Consider the following 19,245-nt stretch of genomic DNA (forward strand, 5'->3'; position numbering starts at 1 on the left):
CATGTGAGAGTAGGTCATCGTCAAGATTAAATTCCGAAACCCCTATCTGCGTATGCAGGTAGGGGTTTTGTTTTGCCTGCAGAAAAAGTCTACTTCGCTAGCAACACAAAATTGCACAGTTATTTTCGAGTCAGGACACTAGAATAGGTCCAACTTTTTTGGAGCCAGAGCCTTTATGCCAGATCCGGTTGACGCCCCTGGGCTGTCAGATTTACCACTGGACGGTTTGGTGGCGTGTCATGAGTGCGACTTGCTGATGCGCAAGCCTGAACTCGCCCATGGTGAGAAGGCCATTTGTCCACGCTGCGGTTATGAGCTGTATGCCCATCGGCACAATGTCGTGCAGCGCAGTCTCGCCTTGGTCATTGCCGCACTGTTGTTGTATATCCCCGCGAACTTTTTACCCATCATGCAGCTCCATCTACTCGGGCAGTCATCGAATGACACTGTCTGGAGCGGTGTTCTCGGTTTGTTCGATACCGGTATGCAGGGCGTAGCAGCAGTCGTATTTCTCTGCAGCATGGGGATTCCGCTGCTCAAGCTGCTCTGCCAATTGGTGGTGCTGCTGAGTATCCGATTCAATATCGGACGCAGCTACGGTTTGCTGCTCTACCGCATTTATCACCATCTTCGGGATTGGGGGATGCTTGAGGTTTACCTCATGGGCGTGCTGGTCGCGATCGTCAAATTGGCCGATATGGCGGCGATTACCGTAGGTCTTGGTCTGGCGTGCTTTATCAGTTTGTTGTTGGTCCAGGTCTGGCTGGAAGTGGTGATGTCGCCGCACCAGATCTGGCAGGCATTATCAGGAGAAGATGCCCATGCGGGCGATTGATGCGGGCATTCTGATTTGTGCCGAATGCCACGAGTTGAACAAGCAGGAAGCCGGCACTGACGAGCAGGTCTGCACCCGCTGTGGTGCGTTGGTTCATGCGCGCCGACCGAACAGCCTGATGCGTACCTGGGCGCTGCTGGTCACTGCTGCGATTATTTATATCCCGGCCAATGTGCTGCCGATCATGACCGTCAGTTCCCTGGGGCAGGGCGATCCGAGCACCATCATGTCCGGCGTGATCCAACTGGTTCAGCACGGAATGATTCCAATCGCGGCTGTGGTTTTTATCGCCAGTATTCTGGTTCCTACGTTCAAACTGGTGGGTATCGGGTTGCTGCTGTTTTCGGTGCAGCGGCGCCAGCCACTCTCCGCACGCCAACGTATATGGATGTACCGCTTTATCGAGTTCATCGGCCGCTGGTCGATGCTCGATATTTTTGTGATCGCCATCCTGGTGGCGGTTGTGAATTTCGGACGGCTTGCCAGCGTCGAAGCCAATCTTGGCGCCATCGCCTTCGCCAGTGTGGTGATTCTGACGATGCTTGCCGCAGTAACTTTCGATCCCCGACTGATTTGGGATAACACGGAGTCGGACGACGACCATGACTGATTTGCCTACAGCGAAAACCCGACCGGCCTCTAACTGGTCTGCCATCTGGGTATTGCCTCTTATCGCCTTGCTCATTGGTGGTTGGCTCGCCTGGCGTGCCTATAGCGAGACAGGCATTGAGATCCATGTGCGCTTCGAAAGCGGCGAAGGTATTCAGGCCAACAAGACCGAAGTCGTTTACAAAGGTATGTCGGTCGGTAAGGTGAAAGCCCTCACACTCGATGACGAAGGCAGCGCCAAAGGCGTGATCGCCACTATCGAGATGAATAAGGACGTGGAGCAATACCTCAGAACCAGCACGCGTTTCTGGCTGGTCAAGCCGAGCGTAACCCTGGCCGGTATCACGGGCCTGGAGACGCTGGTCTCGGGTAACTATGTGGCTGTCAGCCCGGGAGAGGGCGAGCCGACCCGCAAGTTCAAGGCCCTGGCCGAAGAGCCGCCGCTGTCGGACGCCAAGCCTGGTCTGCACCTGACCATCAAGGCTGATCGTCTTGGTTCGCTGAATCGCGGCAGCCCGGTGTTCTACAAGCAGATCCAGGTCGGTCAGATCAAAAGCTATTTGCTGTCCGCGGACCAGAACACCGTTGAACTCAAAGTCTTCATCGAACCGACCTATGCCAGCCTGGTACGCAAACACACGCGTTTCTGGAATGCCAGCGGCATCAGCATCGATGCCAACCTGTCCGGTGTGAAAGTGCGTAGCGAGTCCCTCGCCAGCATAGTCGCTGGTGGTATTGCATTTGCTACACCGGAAAACCGTAAGGACAGCCCGCCCACCGACCCAAGCCTGCCGTTCCGTCTCTATGAAGACTTCGATGCAGCCGCCGCCGGTATTCGGGTCAAGGTCAAACTTAGCGATTTCGAAGGCCTGCAGGCCGGTCGTACACCGGTGATGTACAAAGGCATTCAGGTCGGCAATCTGAAGGCGCTCAAGATTGACCCGGACCTCTCCAGTGCAACCGCCGAGCTGACGCTCGACCCATTGGCTGAGGATTACCTGGTCACCGGCACGCAGTTCTGGGTGGTCAAACCATCGATTTCGCTGGCTGGTATCACCGGTCTGGAAGCATTGGTCAAAGGTAACTACATCGCCGTGCGCCCTGGCGACAAGGGGGGCGCACCGCAGCGCGAGTTCGAAGCGCGGGCCAAGGCGCCGCCGCTGGATCTGCGTTCGCCGGGCCTGCATCTGGTGCTGTTCACCGAAAACCTCGGCTCACTGGAAGTCGGCAGTCCGATTCTCTACAAGCAGGTCAAGGTGGGTTCGGTGCAGAGCTACCAGTTCTCTCGCACTAAAAAACAGCTGGTGATCGGTGTGCACATCGAGAAGGAGTACGAGGGGCTGGTCAACGCCTCGACGCGCTTCTGGAATGCCAGCGGTATTACGCTGACAGGTGGGCTGACCGGTGGCATCCAGGTCAAAAGTGAGTCGTTGCAAAGCCTGATGGCTGGCGGCATTGCTTTCGAAACCCCAGAAGCCAAAGCGCCGTTGCGGAAGCGCATTCCACGTTTCCGTCTGTTCGCCAGTCATGAAGAGGCAAACCAGAAAGGCACCGTGGTGACCATCAAGGTCGATCGCGCCGATGGTCTGCGCACGGGCACGCCGATCCGGTTCAAAGGCCTCGACGTCGGCAAGGTCGAAGACGTTGACCTCAGCGACGACCTGCAATCGGTGCTGCTGACTGCGCGAATCACGGAAGTGCCGGAGCGTATCGCTCGGGTGGGCAGTCAGTTCTGGGTGGTCAAACCTGAATTGGGTCTGATCAAGACGTCCAACCTTGAGACACTGGTGACCGGGCAGTACATCGAAGTGCAACCGGCGCCGAAGAATCTCGGTCCGCAAAAGGACTTCGTAGCGCTGACCAATCCTCCGGAAACCGCCAAGGAAGAGGCCGGTTTGAGCCTGGTATTGAGTGCTGCTCGTCGAGGTTCGCTGAAGACCGGTGTACCCGTCACCTATCGCGAAATCACGGTAGGCAAGGTGACTGGCTATGAATTGGGGCAGACGGCGGATCGAGTGTTGGTACACATCCTGATCGAGCCGAAGTACGCGCCATTGGTACGCAGTGGCACGCGGTTCTGGAACACCAGTGGTTTTGGTTTTGACTACGGCTTGTTCAAAGGCGCAACCATACGCACCGAATCGCTGGAGACGCTGATCCAGGGCGGTATCGCCTTTGCCACACCGGATGGCGACCGCATGGGTGTCCCGGCGCGGCCTGAACAAACGTTCCCGCTGTTCGACAAGTTTGAAGATGAATGGCTGACTTGGGCGCCGAAGATTTCTATCGGTAAGTAACCCGAGGTTAATTTGGCGTTTATCAGGACGTCTTCGCGGGCAAGCCCGCGAAGACGGTCTACCAGACGCCGACGTCTCCGGTGGCTTATCATTAGCCCCCTAACGACGCCCACCCAAGGTTCCCCCGGCATGCTGGCTATTTTCCTCGAAACCCTGAACATCACTGCGCCGGTGTTTGCCATGCTGTTTCTGGGTGTGCTGCTCAAGCGCATCGACTGGATCAACGACAACTTCATCCATACTGCGTCGGCCCTGGTGTTCAATGTCACCATGCCGGCGTTGCTGTTTCTGGGCATCTTGCATGCCGACCTGCACGCTGCGTTGCAACCGGCGCTGCTGATCTATTTCTCGGTCGCGACCCTGATGTGCTTTGCAATTGCCTGGGGTTGGGCGATCTGGAAATGCCCGCGGGAAGATCGGGGAATTTACACCCAAGGCGCGTTTCGCGGCAATAACGGGGTAATCGGCCTGGCCCTGGCGGCGAGCATGTACGGCGACTATGGCATTTCCCTTGGGGCGATTCTCGCGGCGCTGGTGATCCTGTTTTACAACACGCTCTCAACCATTGTGCTGGCGGTCTACAGCCCGGTGATCAAGTCTGATCCGTGGAGCATCTGCAAAAGTGTGATGGCCAATCCGCTGGTCATCAGTGTGATTGCAGCCGCACCATTTGCCTGGTTCCAGATCGGCTTGCCGGGATGGCTGGAGAGGTCCGGTCAATATTTGGCGCAAACCACCTTGCCATTGGCATTGATCTGCATCGGTGGCACGTTGTCGCTGGCGGCAATGCGCAAAAGCGGCACGATGGCGCTGAGTTCAAGTCTGGTGAAGATGATCGGCCTGCCGGTGCTGGCGACACTCGGCGCCTGGCTCTGGGGCTTTCGTGGGGCGGAGTTGGGGATTCTGTTTCTGTACTTCGGCAGCCCGACCGCCGCGGCCAGTTTCGTCATGGCCCGGCAGGCCAATGGCAATCATGAACTGGCGGCGGCGATCATCGTGATTACTACACTGATGGCGGCGGTCACCACCAACATCGGGATCTTTTTGTTGCAGTGGGGTGGGTGGATTTAGCCTCGGGATTTGCGGCGTTCTTCAGGTCGCCTACTCCGGCTTCTGATAGGTGTCGATCACTTCCTGCGCCGCCCGAAATGCATCGATCGCCGCCGGCACACCGGCATACACCGCGCAATGCAGCAGCGCTTCGCGAATCTCTTCCACCGTGCAGCCGTTGTTCAACGCACCGCGCACATGGCCTTTCAATTCTTGCGGGCACTTCAACGCGGTCAGCGCAGCGAGAGTGATCAGGCTGCGGGTTTTCAGCGACAAACCTTCACGGTTCCACACGCCGCCCCAGGCATGCTCATTGACGAAGTCCTGCAACGGCTGGGTGAATTCGGTGGCGTTGCCCAGGGCGCGGTCGACGAACGCGTCGCCCATCACTTGGCGGCGGATTTCAACCCCAGGCTTCTTATCAGTGCTCATGGCAATTCCCTCTTGTGGTGTTGGCGACGCCAGGCGCGAAGCGAGGTGAACAGCAAAAACGCCACCAGCGCCGGCAGAACGAAAAACAGCATCAGGTGTTCAAGCTTGCCGGCCAGCGGCATGCCCGTGGTGAACGACACCACGTGCAGCCCATAGGCCAGGTACAAGCCCAAAAACAGCAGGCCTTCGGCGCGGGTCACCCGGTAGCCGGAATAGAACACCGGCAGGCACAGCACCGCGACTCCGAGCATCACCGGCAAATCGAAATCCAGCGCGTTGGGCGAGACCGACAGTGGTGATGGCGCGATCAATGCGGTCAGCCCGAGCACGCCCAAGAGGTTGAACAGGTTGCTGCCGATCACGTTGCCCACCGCGATGTCCCGCTGACCGCGCAGCGCGGCGATCAACGAAGTGGCCAGTTCCGGCAGGGAGGTGCTGACGGCGACGATGGTCAGGCCGATGATCCGCTCCGACAACCCCAGGTCGGTCGCGACTGCCACCGCGGCGCCGAGCAGCAAGTGCCCGGCGAACACCAGCATTGCCAACCCGGCGACAATCATCAGCAGACTGCTGAACCACGGTGCCTGCGGCGCTTCATGAGCCCCCGATGGCGGACGGGACGAGTGCCGTGACTGACGCAGTAGCAAGCCCAGATACAGCGCCAGCGCTGTCAGCAGGATCACGCCGTCGACCCGAGTCAGTTCTTCATTCCACGCCAGTACGGACACCAGCAGGCTGGCGCCGATCATCAGTGGAATATCCAGGCGCACCAATTGCCGTGAAACCCGTAGCGGAATAATCAGTGCGGAGAGCCCGAGGGTGACGAGGATGTTGAAGATGCTGCTGCCGATCACGCTGCCGACGGCGATGTCGGCGTTTTGCGCCAAGGTGGCTTGCAGGCTGACCGCCATCTGCGGCGCGCTGCTACCGAGGGCCACGATGGTCAGGCCGATGATCAGTGGCCGCACATGCAGGCGCGCGGCCAGGCGTACCGCGGCGCGCACCATCAGTTCGGCGCCGGCGATCAGTAAAAACAGACCGCAGAGCAATTCAATCACGCTGATCAGGGGTAAATCGGCCAGTCCGAAAATAGTCAGCGCTCCATCTATCAGTCGTCGAGGGCTTGCACGCGAACCTTCGCGGTGCCACTGCGCAGCATGCCCAACTGTTCGGCCGCTTCACGGGACACGTCGATCAGGCGCCCGCGAGAATACGGCCCGCGGTCGTTGATGCGTACCACGCAGGATCTGTCGTTATTCAGGTTGGTAATCTTCACCCGGGTGCCGAATGGCAACTGGCGATGGGCGGCGGTCAGGCCATGCTGGTTGAAGCGCTCACCGCTGGCGGTGCGTTTGCCATGGTGCTTGGCGCCGTAATACGAAGCCGTGCCGGTCTTGTCGTAGCCGTGTGGATCGATGGTGTCGGTACTGGCACAACCGGCCAGTAGAGAGAGCAGGGCGCAAGCGCTGAGCAGACGTTTCATTTGGACGGCTCCCAAAATAAGTGTGGCGAGGGAGCTTGCTCTCGCTCGACCAAGAAACGGTCGCAAAATCGGCTGATGCATTCTCGCTGAAAGAGTGCGGTTGCCGATTTGGGCCTGCTTCGCAGACCAGCGGGAGCAAGCTTCCTCGCCACAAGGAATGGAGCCAATATTGAGAGCTGGCTCCATTCTCATCAGCCTTCGAGCTTGCTTTTAAGCAGTTCGTTGACCTGTTGCGGGTTGGCCTTGCCTTTGGAGGCTTTCATGGCCTGGCCGACGAAGAAGCCGAACATCTTGCCGCGTTTGGCTTCGTCTGCCGCGCGGTACTGTTCGACCTGTTCAGCGTTGGCCGCGAGCATTTCGTCCAGTACTGCCGAGATCGCGCCGGTGTCGGTCACTTGCTTGAGGCCGCGCTTGTCGATGATTTCGTCCGCGCTGCCTTCGCCGTTGGCCATGGCTTCAAACACCACTTTGGCGATCTTGCCGGAGATAGTGTTGTCCTTGATGCGCAACAGCATGCCGCCCAGTTGCTCGGCCGAAACCGGCGACTGCTCGATATCCAGGCCTTGCTTGTTCAACAGACTGCCCAGTTCAACCATGACCCAGTTGGCCGCCAGTTTGGCGTCGCCACTGATGCTCACGACTTTCTCGAAGTAATCGGCTTGTTCGCGGCTGGTGGCCAGGACGCTGGCGTCATACACCGACAAACCGAACTGCTGCTGGAAACGCTCGCGTTTCTGCGGCGGCAGTTCCGGCAGGGTGGCGCGCACCTCGTTGAGGAACGAGTCCTCGATGACCACCGGCAGCAGGTCCGGGTCGGGGAAGTAACGGTAATCGTTGGCTTCCTCTTTGCTGCGCATCGGACGGGTTTCGTCCTTGTTCGGATCGTACAGGCGAGTCTGCTGGATCACTTTGCCGCCGTCTTCGATCAGTTCGATCTGGCGTTGCACTTCGCTGTTGATCGCCTTCTCGATGAAGCGGAACGAGTTGACGTTCTTGATCTCGCAGCGTGTACCGAACTCGGCCTGGCCTTTCGGACGGATCGACACGTTGCAGTCGCAACGCAGCGAGCCTTCGGCCATGTTGCCGTCGCAGATGCCCAGATAACGTACCAGCGCGTGGATCGCCTTGACGTAAGCCACGGCTTCCTTGGCGCTGCGCATGTCTGGCTCGGAAACGATTTCCAGCAGCGGCGTGCCGGCGCGGTTCAGGTCGATGCCGGTGGCGCCGCTGAATTCTTCGTGCAGGCTTTTACCGGCGTCTTCTTCCAGGTGTGCGCGAGTGATGCCGACGCGTTTGACGGTACCGTCTTCGAGGGCGATGTCCAGGTGGCCCTTGCCGACGATCGGCAATTCCATCTGGCTGATCTGGTAGCCCTTGGGCAGGTCCGGGTAGAAGTAGTTTTTGCGGGCGAACACGTTGTGCTGACCGATCTCGGCATCGATGGCCAGGCCGAACATCACCGCCATGCGCACCGCTTCCTGGTTCAGCACCGGCAATACGCCGGGCATGCCGAGGTCAACCAGGCTGGCCTGGGTGTTCGGCTCGGAACCGAACGTGGTGGAACTACCGGAAAAGATTTTCGACCGGGTGGTGAGCTGGGTATGAATCTCCAGCCCGATCACGACTTCCCATTGCATGTGTTTCTCCTCAGAAGCCGGTTGGGGTGCGGGTGTGCCAGTCAGTGTTTTGCTGATACTGATGGGCAACGTTCAACAGGCGACCTTCCTGGAAATACGGGGCGAGCAGTTGCACGCCGACCGGCAGGCCATCGACAAAACCTGCTGGCATGGACAAGCCCGGCAGACCGGCGAGGTTGGCGGTGATGGTGTAGACGTCTTCCAGATACGCGGCGACCGGGTCGTTGTTCTTGGCGCCGAGCTTCCAGGCCGGGTTCGGCGTGGTTGGGCCGAGGATGATGTCGACCTCATTGAAGGCAGCCATGAAGTCGTTCTTGATCAGACGACGGATCTTCTGCGCCTTCAAATAGTAGGCGTCGTAGTAACCGGCCGACAACGCATAGGCGCCGACCATGATCCGGCGTTGCACTTCCGGGCCGAAACCTTCGCCACGGGAACGCTTGTACAGGTCTTCCAGGTTTTTCGGGTCCTCGCAGCGATAGCCGAAACGTACGCCGTCGAAACGCGACAGGTTGGAGGACGCTTCCGCCGGGGCGATCACGTAGTACGCAGGAATCGCGTGCTGCATATTCGGCAGGCTGATTTCCTTGATCACGGCGCCGAGCTTTTTCAGCTCTTCAACGCTGGACATGATCAGGTCGGCGATGCGTGGGTCCAGGCCTGCGCTGAAGTATTCCTTCGGCACGCCGATGCGCAGGCCTTGTAGCGAACCGTTGAGGCCGGCGCTGTAATCAGGCACGGGCTCGTCGATGCTGGTGGAGTCCTGCGGGTCGAAGCCGGCCATGCCTTGCAGCAGGATCGCGCAGTCTTCGGCGGTACGGGCCAGCGGGCCGCCCTGATCGAGGCTGGATGCGTAGGCGATCATGCCCCAGCGCGAAACACGACCGTACGTCGGTTTCAGGCCGGTGAGGTTGGTAAAGGCTGCCGGTTGTCGGATCGAACCGCCAGTGTCGGTGGCTGTCGCTGCTGGCAACAGACGAGCGGCTACCGCAGCCGCCGAACCACCGGACGAACCACCTGGAACACATTCCAGGTTCCACGGGTTTTTCACCGGGCCGTAGTAGCTCGACTCGTTGGCCGACCCCATGGCGAATTCGTCCATGTTGGTCTTGCCCAGGGTCACGGTCCCGGCAGCGGCCAGTTTGGCGACCACGGTGGCGTCATACGGTGCCTTGAAGTTGTCGAGCATCTTCGAGCCGCAGCTGGTGCGGATGCCCTGGGTGCAGAACAGGTCTTTGTGGGCGATCGGCGCGCCGAGCAGGGCGCCGCTCTCACCGTTGGCGCGACGAGCGTCAGCGGCTTTCGCCTGCTGCAGCGCCAGGTCTTCGGTGAGGCTGATGAAACTGTTGAGCTGCGGGTCGAGCTGGGCGATGCGCGCCAGCAGGACTTTGGTCAGCTCTTCGGAGGAAAACTTTTTGTCGGCGAGTCCGCGGGCGATCTCGGCCAGAGTCAATTGATGCATTGCAGGCTCTTTCCCTTTAGTCGATGACTTTCGGAACCAGGTACAGGCCGTTTTCGACCGCTGGTGCGATGGACTGATAGGCCTCGCGATGATTGGTCTCGGTCACTACGTCTGCACGCAGGCGCTGGCTGGCTTCCAGTGGATGGGCCAGCGGCTCGATACCGTCGGTATTGACCGCTTGCATTTCGTCGACCAGCCCGAGAATGCTGTTCAGGGCCGAAGTGATGTGTGGAAGATCGGCATCATTGAGGCCAAGGCAGGCCAGATGAGCGATTTTTTCCACGTCGGAGCGTTCAAGCGCCATGGGATTCTCCAGTGGAAAACAAAACGGACCGCGTCCGTGTGTTAGATTGTCGGAACACTACCGCATATCTACGGTCTCAAGGCCGCGATTGTGGTGCTTGGTGCACAGAAAAGCAGCCAATTTAACATATTGGCGCCTTGCCCAAAATCCCTGTCGTTGTTAGAGTTTGCCGCACTTTTTTACCCACGCGTTGCCTAGGGTCCCTTTCCCATGTTCAAGAAACTGCGTGGCATGTTTTCCAGCGATCTTTCCATTGACCTGGGCACTGCCAACACCCTTATTTACGTGCGCGAGCGCGGTATCGTCCTGAATGAGCCATCGGTTGTGGCTATTCGGACACACGGTAACCAGAAAAGTGTCGTTGCTGTCGGCACCGAGGCCAAGCGCATGCTCGGTCGTACGCCGGGCAATATTGCAGCCATTCGTCCGATGAAGGACGGCGTGATCGCCGACTTCAGCGTTTGCGAAAAAATGCTGCAGTACTTTATCAACAAGGTTCACGAAAACAGCTTTTTGCAGCCTAGCCCTCGTGTGCTGATCTGCGTTCCATGCAAATCCACCCAGGTTGAGCGTCGTGCCATCCGTGAGTCGGCCCTCGGTGCCGGCGCCCGTGAAGTGTTCCTGATCGAAGAGCCAATGGCTGCTGCGATCGGTGCCGGCCTGCCGGTTGAAGAAGCTCGCGGTTCGATGGTTGTCGATATCGGTGGCGGTACCACTGAAATCGCGCTGATCTCCCTCAACGGTGTGGTCTATGCCGAATCCGTACGGGTTGGCGGCGACCGCTTCGACGAAGCGATCATCACCTACGTGCGTCGCAACTACGGCAGCCTGATCGGCGAATCCACCGCCGAGCGCATCAAACAGGAAATCGGTACGGCCTACCCGGGCGGCGAAGTTCGTGAAGTCGACGTTCGTGGTCGTAACCTGGCCGAAGGCGTTCCACGCGCATTCACCCTGAACTCCAACGAAGTGCTGGAAGCTCTGCAAGAGTCGCTGGCCACCATCGTTCAGGCAGTGAAAAGTGCGCTGGAGCAATCGCCTCCGGAACTGGCTTCCGATATCGCCGAGCGTGGTCTGGTACTGACCGGCGGTGGCGCTTTGCTGCGCGACCTCGACAAGTTGCTGGCCCAGGAAACCGGTCTGCCGGTGATCGTCGCCGAAGACCCGCTGACCTGCGTTGCTCGCGGCGGTGGCCGTGCATTGGAAATGATGGATAAACACACCATGGACCTGCTGTCGAGCGAGTGATCTCGCCCGATGCATCTATGCTGGTGAGCCCGCAGGCAGCACTTTGCAGTGCTGCCTGTTGGCGTTTATCTTCTGTCAGTCTGCATCCAGGCCGGTTTGATGCCGTATGAATAAAGAGAACATTTGCCTGGGAGGAGCGGCTTATTAAACCGCTTTTCACCAAAGGCCCCTCACTGGGCGTGCGCTTGTTGGTGCTGGTCGTGCTATCGGTCGCGCTGATGGTGGTCGATGCCCGCTTCACACTGCTCAAGCCAGTGCGTAGCCAAATGTCGCTGGTGCTGATGCAGTCTTACTGGATCACCGACCTGCCACAGCGGCTATGGCAAGGTGTGGCCAGCCAATTCGGCAGCCGGACCGAGCTGGTCGCCGAAAACGAAAAACTCAAAACCGAAAACCTGCTGTTGCAGGGTCGCATGCAAAAGCTTGCCGCCCTCACCGAGCAGAACGTTCGGCTGCGCGAGTTGCTCAACTCTTCCGCGCTGGTCAACGAGAAGGTCGAAGTAGCCGAGTTGATCGGCATGGACCCCAACCCCTTTACCCATCGCATCATCATCAATAAAGGTGAGCGCGACGGTGTGATCCTCGGTCAGCCGGTGCTCGATGCCCGTGGCCTGATGGGGCAGGTGGTCGAGTTGATGCCGTACACCTCTCGCGTACTGTTGCTGACCGACACCACCCACAGCATTCCGGTGCAGGTGAACCGTAACGGTCTGCGGGCGATTGCCAGCGGCACCGGCAACCCGGAACGCCTTGAGCTGCGTCATGTGGCCGATACCGCCGACATTAAAGAAGGCGATCTGCTGGTCAGCTCCGGCCTCGGTCAGCGTTTCCCAGCGGGTTACCCGGTGGCGACGGTCAAGGAAGTGATCCACGATTCCGGTCAACCGTTTGCCATCGTGCGTGCGGTGCCGACTGCCGCGCTGAACCGCAGTCGTTATTTGCTGTTGGTGTTCAGTGATGGTCGCACAGCCGAGGAGCGCGCCAACGAAGCCGCCCAGGCTCAAGAGGCTCTGGACCGGCAGGGTGGCGGCCCGATCATTCCTGCAACTGTGCCGAAACCGGCCGCGTCGGTGGTACCGGCTGCCGCTACAACTCCGGCTGCCGCACCTGCCGCCGCGACCCCAGTCAAACCTGCCGCGTCCCATCCTGCTGCCGCCAAGCCATCCGCGACGGCGACGGCCACCAAACCCAAACCTGCGGCCGTGAAGCCTGCTGCCAAACCGCCTGTCGCTGCGCCGGCCACCACTGGGGGAACAGAATAATGGGCGGTGCAACTTCCTCCCGAAACGGCTGGATGGTCTGGCTGACGTTCGCCATCGGCATGTTGCTCAGCGTTTCACCGCTGCCGCAATTCATGGAAATCCTGCGTCCTTTGTGGCTGGCGTTGCTGTTGGCCTTCTGGGCGTTGGCCCTGCCGCATAAAGTCGGCATGGTCACCGCCTGGTGCCTGGGGTTGGCCGAAGACGTGCTGTATGGCACGTTGCTGGGCCAGAACGCGTTGATCCTCACGCTCATTACGTTCCTGGTGCTGTCGCTGCAACAGCGCCTGCGCATGTTCCCGATGTGGCAACAGAGCCTGGTGATCCTGGTGATCTTCGGCCTCGCCCAACTGGTTCAGTTGTGGCTGAGCGCCCTGACCGGTAATCGTCAGCCGACCCTGGCGCTGGTGTTGCCGGCACTGGTCAGTGCGTTGCTCTGGCCTTGGATCAGCTTCGGTTTGCGCGGTTTGCGTCGACGCTACAAAATTAATTAATTCGGTCAGGCATGTGCTCGCACCCGGTGCCCTGTCTCGCCAAAAAGGAACAGTATTCGTGAGACAGGGCACTAGACAGGGAGATGTCTTGATGAAACAGCTGTACCTCGCCTCAGGCTCGCCGCGTCGGCGTGAACTGCTCACGCAGATCGGCGTGCCGTTCACCGCCATCAGCGCGGACATCGACGAAACCCCTTTCCCTGAAGAGTCCCCATCGGCCTATGTCGAGCGTCTGGCGCGCGGCAAGGCTGAGGTCGGGCGCGGGGCGATCGTGTCCGACGCGGATTTCTGCGTGCTGGGCGCCGACACTGCCGTGGTGCTGGACGGTAAAATTCTCGGCAAACCGGTGGATGAAGCCGAAGCGTGCGCCATGCTTATGCTGTTGTCCGGGTGTGAGCATGAAGTGCTGACGGCGATTGCGGTGCACGATGGTGAACGTTGCGAGTCTCTGGTGGTGCGCAGTCTGGTGCGTTTTCGCACCATCGGCCGCGATGAAGCGGCGGCCTATTGGGCCAGCGGCGAACCCCGGGACAAGGCGGGCGGCTACGGGATTCAAGGGCTGGGGGCGGTGTTCGTCGCCGGGCTCAATGGCAGCTACTCGGCGGTGGTCGGTTTGCCGCTGTGCGAAACCGCAGAACTACTCGGCCATTTCGGCATACCCTGTTGGCAAACCCTTAACGCGCACTGAGCGTCGTACTGACAAGATGCGGCCATTATCGTGAACATGCCTGAACGAGACCCTGCCATGAGTGAAGAGATCCTGATCAACATCACGCCGATGGAATCACGCGTGGCGGTGGTCGAAAACGGTGTTCTGCAAGAGGTCCATGTCGAACGCACGCAAAAGCGCGGGATCGTCGGCAACATCTACAAAGGCAAGGTCGTGCGGGTATTGCCGGGCATGCAGGCCGCCTTCGTCGATATCGGGCTGGACCGCGCCGCATTCATTCACGCCTCGGAAATTTCCCTGCGCGAAGGCCCTGCGGTGGAGAGCATCAGCTCGCTGGTTCACGAAGGCCAAAGCCTGGTGGTGCAAGTCACCAAGGACCCGATCGGCTCCAAAGGCGCACGCCTGACCACGCAACTGTCGATCCCGTCGCGCTATCTGGTGTACATGCCGCGCACTGCCCACGTCGGTATTTCCCTGAAGATCGAAGACGAAGCCGAGCGCGAACGCCTCAAGCAAGTGGTCACCGACTGCGTGGAGAAAGAGGGTATCAAGGAAGCCGGGGGTTTCATTCTGCGTACCGCTGCCGAAGGGGCCGGAGCCGATGAAATCCTCATGGATATCCGCTACCTGCGCAGGCTTTGGGACCAGATCAACGCCCAGATCAAAACCATCAGCGCGCCGAGTGTGATCTACGAAGACCTCGGCCTGGCGTTGCGCACCTTGCGCGACCTGGTGAGCCCGAAGATCGAAAAGATCCGCATCGACTCCCGGGAAACCTTCCAGAAAACCACACAGTTCGTCGCCGAACTGATGCCGGAAATCGCTGACCGTCTGGAGCATTATCCGGGCGAACGGCCGATTTTCGACCTGTATGGCGTAGAAGACGAAATCCAGAAAGCCCTGGAGCGCAAAGTGCCGCTCAAGTCCGGCGGCTATCTGGTGGTCGACCCGGCGGAAGCCATGAGCACCATCGACGTCAACACCGGAGCCTTCGTCGGTCATCGCAATCTCGAAGAAACCATCTTCAAGACCAACCTCGAAGCCGCCACCGCCATTGCCCGTCAACTGCGTCTGCGCAACCTGGGCGGGATCATCATCATCGACTTCATCGACATGGAAGATGAAGAGCATCAGCGTCAGGTGTTGCGCACCCTCGAGAAGCAACTGGAGCGCGATCACGCCAAGACCAACATCATCGGCATCACCGAGCTGGGCCTGGTGCAGATGACCCGCAAGCGCACCCGCGAAAGTCTCGAGCAAGTGCTGTGCGAGCCGTGCAGCAGCTGCCAGGGTCGCGGCAAGCTCAAGACCCCGGAAACCGTCTGCTACGAGATCTTCCGCGAAATTCTGCGTGAGGCCCGTGCCTATCAGGCCGAAGGCTATCGCGTGCTGGCGAACCAGAAAGTGGTCGACCGCTTGCTCGATGAAGAGTCAGGCAACGTCGCCGAGCTCGAAGGGTTTATCGGGCGCACCATTCGGTTTCAGGTAGAAACCATGTATTCCCAGGAACAATACGACGTGGTGCTGCTCTGAAGCGTTGTATTTCAAATCCACTAGAACGGCTGGCCTCAGCTTTTTGCAGTATTTTTGCCATGGGAGCCAACTGACATGGACGGTCTGACACGCATTTTGGCCGCATTGACCCGCTGGGGTCTGGGCCTGTGCGCGTTGGTTTTGGTGTTGATGGCGCTGTTCGTCAGTCTCGGCCGGGAGCTGACACCGCTGGTGGCCGAATACCGTGCCGATGTCGAAACCAAAGCCAGCGCCGCCTTGGGCATGCCGCTGCACATCGGCGAACTGGAGGGCAACTGGAGCGGCTTCGCCCCGGTTCTGCTGGCTCATGACGTGATGGTGGGCGAAGGCTCCAATGCCTTGCGCCTGGACCAGGTGCGCGCGGTGCCGGATATCTGGGCCAGCCTGCTGGCGCGCGAAATACGCGTCGCGCATCTGGAGCTCAACGGCCTGAAGATCAGCCTCAAGGAAGGCGAGGACGGTCATTGGGCGCTGGAAGGATTGCCGGTGCGGCAGGATCAGCCGCTGGACCCGGAGCAGTTGTTCAATCGTATGCAGATGGTCCAGCAATTGTCGGTGCTCGACAGCCAGGTGACCTTGCAGCCACTGGATCAGCCGCCACTGACTCTGACCTACGTTGGCCTCAATCTGAGAACCGGTGTCTCGCGTCAGCGCATCGACGCCCGTTTGACCCTGCCCGACGGCCAGCCGGTTGCGATGAGCCTGCGCACCCGTATCCGCGCCAGCCAGTGGCAGGACGGCGAGGTTGAGGCTTACTTGAGCCTGCCGCAAAGCGATTGGTCGAAATGGTTGCCCGAGCGCCTGACCCAACAATGGAATTTCTCCGAGATAAAGGCCGGTGGCGAGCTCTGGGTAAACTGGAGCGAGGGCGCCCTGCAAAGCGCCGCGATCCGTTTGAACGCACCGCAACTCAAGGGCGCCTACGCCGAGCGCAAGCCGATCCAGATCAACAATCTGGCGCTTAACGGCTATTTCCAGCGCAGCTCCACAGGCGTCCAGGTCACCCTGGATTCTCTGGCGATGAGCCTGGGTGAAACCCGCTGGGAATCGAAACTGCAATTTCAACAAACGGCGGCGACCGACACAACGCCGGAGCTCTTGCATCTGCAAGCCGACCGCATCGACCTCACGCCGCTCACCCCGTTGCTGAACGCGTTGGGGCCGCTTCCGGAAGGTGTCGCTACGGCCGTCGAGCGGCTCAAGGTCACCGGGGTATTGCGCAACGTGCTGATCGACTTGCGCCCCGCGGCTACCGATGACAGCAAATTCAGCTTTGCCGCCAATCTGGAGCGGGTCGGCTTCGACGCCTATCACGGTGCACCGGCGGCGCGAAACGTCAGTGGCAGCATCAGCGGCGATCTCGGGCAGGGCGAGTTGCGCATGGACAGCAAGGATTTCTCCCTGCACCTGGACCCGATTTTCGCCAAGCCATGGCAGTACATTCAGGCCAATGCGCGGTTGACCTGGAAGCTCGATAAAGAAGGTTTCACCCTGATCGCGCCGTACCTGAAGGTGCTGGGCGAAGAGGGCAAGATTGCCGGCGACTTCCTGATTCGCCTGCATTTCGATCACACCCAGGAAGACTACATGGACCTGCGGGTCGGCCTGGTCGAGGGCGACGGTCGCTACACCGCCAAGTACCTGCCGGCCGTGTTGAGCCCGGCGCTGGACGAATGGCTGCGTACGGCGATTCTCAAAGGCGCGGTGGATGAAGGTTTCTTCCAGTACCAGGGATCGCTGAACCATGGCGCCCCGGAAACGGCTCGCAGCATCAGCCTGTTTTTCAAGGTTCACGATGCCGAGCTCGCGTTTCAACCGGGTTGGCCGCATGTCAGCAAGGTCAGCGGCGATGTGTTCATCGAAGACAGCGGCGTGCGGATTCTCGCGGACAAGGGCCAATTGCTCGACACCCAGGTCAACGACGTCTACGTCAATATTCCCCATGTGCCTGCCGGACAGAGTCCCCACCTGTTCCTCGATGGCGGGTTTGCTGGCGGGTTGGGCGATGGCCTGAAGATTCTGCAGGAAGCACCCATCGGCACCGCCGACACGTTCGCCGGCTGGGAGGGCGAGGGCGATCTGCAAGGCAAGCTCAACCTGGATATCCCGCTGGTCAAAGGTGAGCAACCGAAAATCCTCGTCGACTTCAAGACCGACAAGGCTCGCTTGAAACTTCGCGAGCCCATCCTGGAACTGACACAACTCAAGGGCGACTTCCGCTTCGACAGCGCCAAGGGTTTGAGTGGGCAAAAGATCACCGCGCGAGCGTTCGACAAACCCGTGACCGCGCAGATTTTTGCCGATGGCAGTGCGGGCAAGCTCAACACTCGGGTCACCGCGGCGGGTCAAGTCGAAGTCAAGAAACTCACCGAGTGGCTGAACGTCACTCAGCCGCTGCCGGTGTCTGGTGTAGTCCCTTATCAGCTGCAACTGAACCTTGATGGCGCCGACAGCCAATTGATCGTCAGCTCCAATCTCAAAGGCGTGGCGGTGGATTTGCCGGCGCCGTTCGGCATGGCGGCGGATGTCGGCCGCGACACCGTGTTCCGCATGACCCTGCAAGGACCGGAGCGGCGTTACTGGGTCAACTACGGTGAGCTGGCGAACTTCACGTTTGCGGCTCCGACCGGCAATTTCGTCGACGGTCGCGGTGAGTTGTTTCTCGGCGGTGGTGATGCTGTGCTGCCCGGCAACAAAGGCCTGCGCGTGCGCGGTGTACTGTCCGAGCTGGATGTGTCTCCCTGGCAGGATCTTGTCAGCAAGTATGCTGGCCAGGATCCAGGCGGCAGCGCCAAGCAATTGCTCAGCGGCGCGGATTTCAAGGTTGGCAAGCTCAGCGGTTTCGGCACCACCCTTGATCAGGCGTCGGTGCAGTTGACGCGCAAGCCGGCCGCCTGGGCGCTGCAACTCGACAGTCAGCAGGCCAAGGGCACCGTCGGTATTCCCGATGCCAAAGCCACACCGATTGCGATCAATCTGCAATACGTACGTTTGCCGGCCCCAGACCCGACGGTGCTGGCCGACGAGAATTCGCCGGATCCGCTGGCCACTGTGGACCCGACGAAAATCCCGGCGCTGGATATCACCATCAATCAACTGTTCCAGGGGCAGGACTTGGTGGGCGCCTGGCTATTGAAAGTTCGCCCGACCGGCAAGGGCATTGCCCTCAACTCCCTGGATATGGGCCTCAAGGGCATCTTCCTGCAGGGCAACGGCGGTTGGGAAGGCACACCTGGCAATTCCAGCAGTTGGTACAAGGGCCGGGTCAGTGGCAAGAACCTCGCCGACGTGCTCAAGGGCTGGGGCTTTGCGCCGAGCGTCACCAGCGAAGAGTTTCACATGGATGTCGACGGTCGCTGGCCTGGCTCACCGGCGTGGCTGGCCACCAAGCGCTTCTCCGGCAGCCTTGATGCGTCGCTCAATAAAGGTCAGTTTGTTGAAGTCGAGGGCAGCGCCCAGGCTCTACGGGTATTTGGGCTGCTCAACTTCAACTCCATTGGCCGCCGCTTGCGCCTGGACTTTTCCGACCTGTTCGGCAAAGGCTTGAGCTATGACCGGGTCAAAGGTTTGCTGGTCGCGAGTAACGGGGTCTACGTGACCCGTGAGCCGATCCGGCTGACCGGTCCGTCGAGCAATCTGGAGCTCAACGGCACTCTGGACCTGGTGGCTGATCAGGTCGATGCCAAGTTGCTGGTGACTTTGCCGGTGACCAACAATCTGCCAATTGCCGCGCTGATCGTCGGTGCTCCGGCCGTCGGCGGGGCACTGTTCCTGATCGATAAACTGATCGGTGACCGCGTGGCGCGCTTTGCCAGCGTCAGATACACGGTCAAGGGGCCGTGGAAAGAGCCGAAAATCACCTTCGACAAGCCTTTTTGAAAAGCCACTTTCCAAGCCTATGGAGTAGCATGGCCGTAAGTCCCCTGTAGGAG

General features: G+C 59.8%; 16 protein-coding genes. 10 read left to right on the forward strand and 6 right to left on the reverse strand.

Annotated elements, in window-relative coordinates:
- Positions 1 to 175: 175 nt before the first annotated feature.
- The 4 genes from AC1RL4_RS22500 (at position 176) to AC1RL4_RS22515 (ending at position 4,812) form a co-directional block, all read left to right on the forward strand.
- The gene (locus AC1RL4_RS22500) at positions 176 to 835 is read left to right on the forward strand and encodes a paraquat-inducible protein A (RefSeq protein WP_019581179.1); all 660 of its coding nucleotides are present in this window, start codon (positions 176 to 178) and stop codon (positions 833 to 835) included.
- Positions 822 to 1,445 (forward strand): paraquat-inducible protein A, encoded by a 624-nt coding sequence (locus AC1RL4_RS22505; RefSeq protein ID WP_007941211.1) that lies wholly within the window; start codon positions 822 to 824, stop codon positions 1,443 to 1,445. The genes AC1RL4_RS22500 and AC1RL4_RS22505 overlap by 14 nt, the downstream gene beginning before the upstream one ends.
- Complete coding sequence (locus AC1RL4_RS22510) at positions 1,438 to 3,741, forward strand: PqiB family protein (RefSeq protein WP_019647643.1); 2,304 nt, start codon at positions 1,438 to 1,440, stop codon at positions 3,739 to 3,741. The genes AC1RL4_RS22505 and AC1RL4_RS22510 overlap by 8 nt, the downstream gene beginning before the upstream one ends.
- 129 nt (positions 3,742 to 3,870) lie before the next feature.
- Entirely contained in the window at positions 3,871 to 4,812 is a 942-nt protein-coding gene (locus tag AC1RL4_RS22515) for an AEC family transporter (RefSeq protein ID WP_018927222.1), read from the forward strand.
- 30 nt (positions 4,813 to 4,842) lie between these two features.
- Here AC1RL4_RS22515 and AC1RL4_RS22520 read toward each other — a convergent pair whose 3' ends face one another.
- From AC1RL4_RS22520 to gatC, 6 genes are all read right to left on the reverse strand, one after another.
- Positions 4,843 to 5,223 (reverse strand): carboxymuconolactone decarboxylase family protein, encoded by a 381-nt coding sequence (locus AC1RL4_RS22520; RefSeq protein ID WP_019647644.1) that lies wholly within the window; start codon positions 5,221 to 5,223, stop codon positions 4,843 to 4,845.
- On the reverse strand, positions 5,220 to 6,281 hold the full coding sequence (locus tag AC1RL4_RS22525; protein ID WP_019581177.1) for a calcium/sodium antiporter: 1,062 nt from the start codon (positions 6,279 to 6,281) through the stop codon (positions 5,220 to 5,222). Before AC1RL4_RS22525 ends, AC1RL4_RS22520 begins: the two co-directional genes overlap by 4 nt.
- A gap of 50 nt (positions 6,282 to 6,331) precedes the next feature.
- The gene (locus tag AC1RL4_RS22530; RefSeq protein WP_007941217.1) at positions 6,332 to 6,706 is read right to left on the reverse strand and encodes a septal ring lytic transglycosylase RlpA family protein; all 375 of its coding nucleotides are present in this window, start codon (positions 6,704 to 6,706) and stop codon (positions 6,332 to 6,334) included.
- A 191-nt stretch (positions 6,707 to 6,897) separates the two neighbouring features.
- Positions 6,898 to 8,343, reverse strand: a complete 1,446-nt coding sequence (gene gatB, locus AC1RL4_RS22535; RefSeq protein WP_019581176.1) for an Asp-tRNA(Asn)/Glu-tRNA(Gln) amidotransferase subunit GatB — start codon at positions 8,341 to 8,343, stop codon at positions 6,898 to 6,900.
- Positions 8,344 to 8,353: 10 nt separating this feature from the next.
- The gene (gene gatA, locus AC1RL4_RS22540; protein ID WP_096479547.1) at positions 8,354 to 9,805 is read right to left on the reverse strand and encodes an Asp-tRNA(Asn)/Glu-tRNA(Gln) amidotransferase subunit GatA; all 1,452 of its coding nucleotides are present in this window, start codon (positions 9,803 to 9,805) and stop codon (positions 8,354 to 8,356) included.
- A 16-nt stretch (positions 9,806 to 9,821) separates the two neighbouring features.
- Positions 9,822 to 10,109 (reverse strand): Asp-tRNA(Asn)/Glu-tRNA(Gln) amidotransferase subunit GatC, encoded by a 288-nt coding sequence (gene gatC / locus AC1RL4_RS22545; RefSeq protein ID WP_007901429.1) that lies wholly within the window; start codon positions 10,107 to 10,109, stop codon positions 9,822 to 9,824.
- Between the two features lie 210 nt (positions 10,110 to 10,319).
- Here gatC and mreB point away from each other — a divergent pair, with 210 nt between their 5' ends.
- The 6 genes from mreB (at position 10,320) to AC1RL4_RS22575 (ending at position 19,192) form a co-directional block, all read left to right on the forward strand.
- Positions 10,320 to 11,357 (forward strand): rod shape-determining protein MreB, encoded by a 1,038-nt coding sequence (mreB, locus tag AC1RL4_RS22550; protein WP_002555108.1) that lies wholly within the window; start codon positions 10,320 to 10,322, stop codon positions 11,355 to 11,357.
- A 143-nt stretch (positions 11,358 to 11,500) separates the two neighbouring features.
- The gene (gene mreC / locus AC1RL4_RS22555) at positions 11,501 to 12,619 is read left to right on the forward strand and encodes a rod shape-determining protein MreC (protein ID WP_290371309.1); all 1,119 of its coding nucleotides are present in this window, start codon (positions 11,501 to 11,503) and stop codon (positions 12,617 to 12,619) included.
- On the forward strand, positions 12,619 to 13,110 hold the full coding sequence (gene mreD, locus AC1RL4_RS22560) for a rod shape-determining protein MreD (protein ID WP_018927216.1): 492 nt from the start codon (positions 12,619 to 12,621) through the stop codon (positions 13,108 to 13,110). The genes mreC and mreD overlap by 1 nt, the downstream gene beginning before the upstream one ends.
- Positions 13,111 to 13,201: 91 nt before the next feature.
- Positions 13,202 to 13,798, forward strand: coding sequence for a Maf family protein (locus AC1RL4_RS22565; protein ID WP_019581173.1), 597 nt, complete (start codon positions 13,202 to 13,204; stop codon positions 13,796 to 13,798).
- A gap of 57 nt (positions 13,799 to 13,855) precedes the next feature.
- Positions 13,856 to 15,313, forward strand: coding sequence for a ribonuclease G (rng, locus tag AC1RL4_RS22570; RefSeq protein ID WP_007941226.1), 1,458 nt, complete (start codon positions 13,856 to 13,858; stop codon positions 15,311 to 15,313).
- A 75-nt stretch (positions 15,314 to 15,388) separates the two neighbouring features.
- Entirely contained in the window at positions 15,389 to 19,192 is a 3,804-nt protein-coding gene (locus tag AC1RL4_RS22575; RefSeq protein WP_096479548.1) for a YhdP family protein, read from the forward strand.
- Positions 19,193 to 19,245: the final 53 nt, after the last annotated feature.

It is taken from the genome of Pseudomonas sp. GW822-FHT07A10, assembly GCF_058798795.1.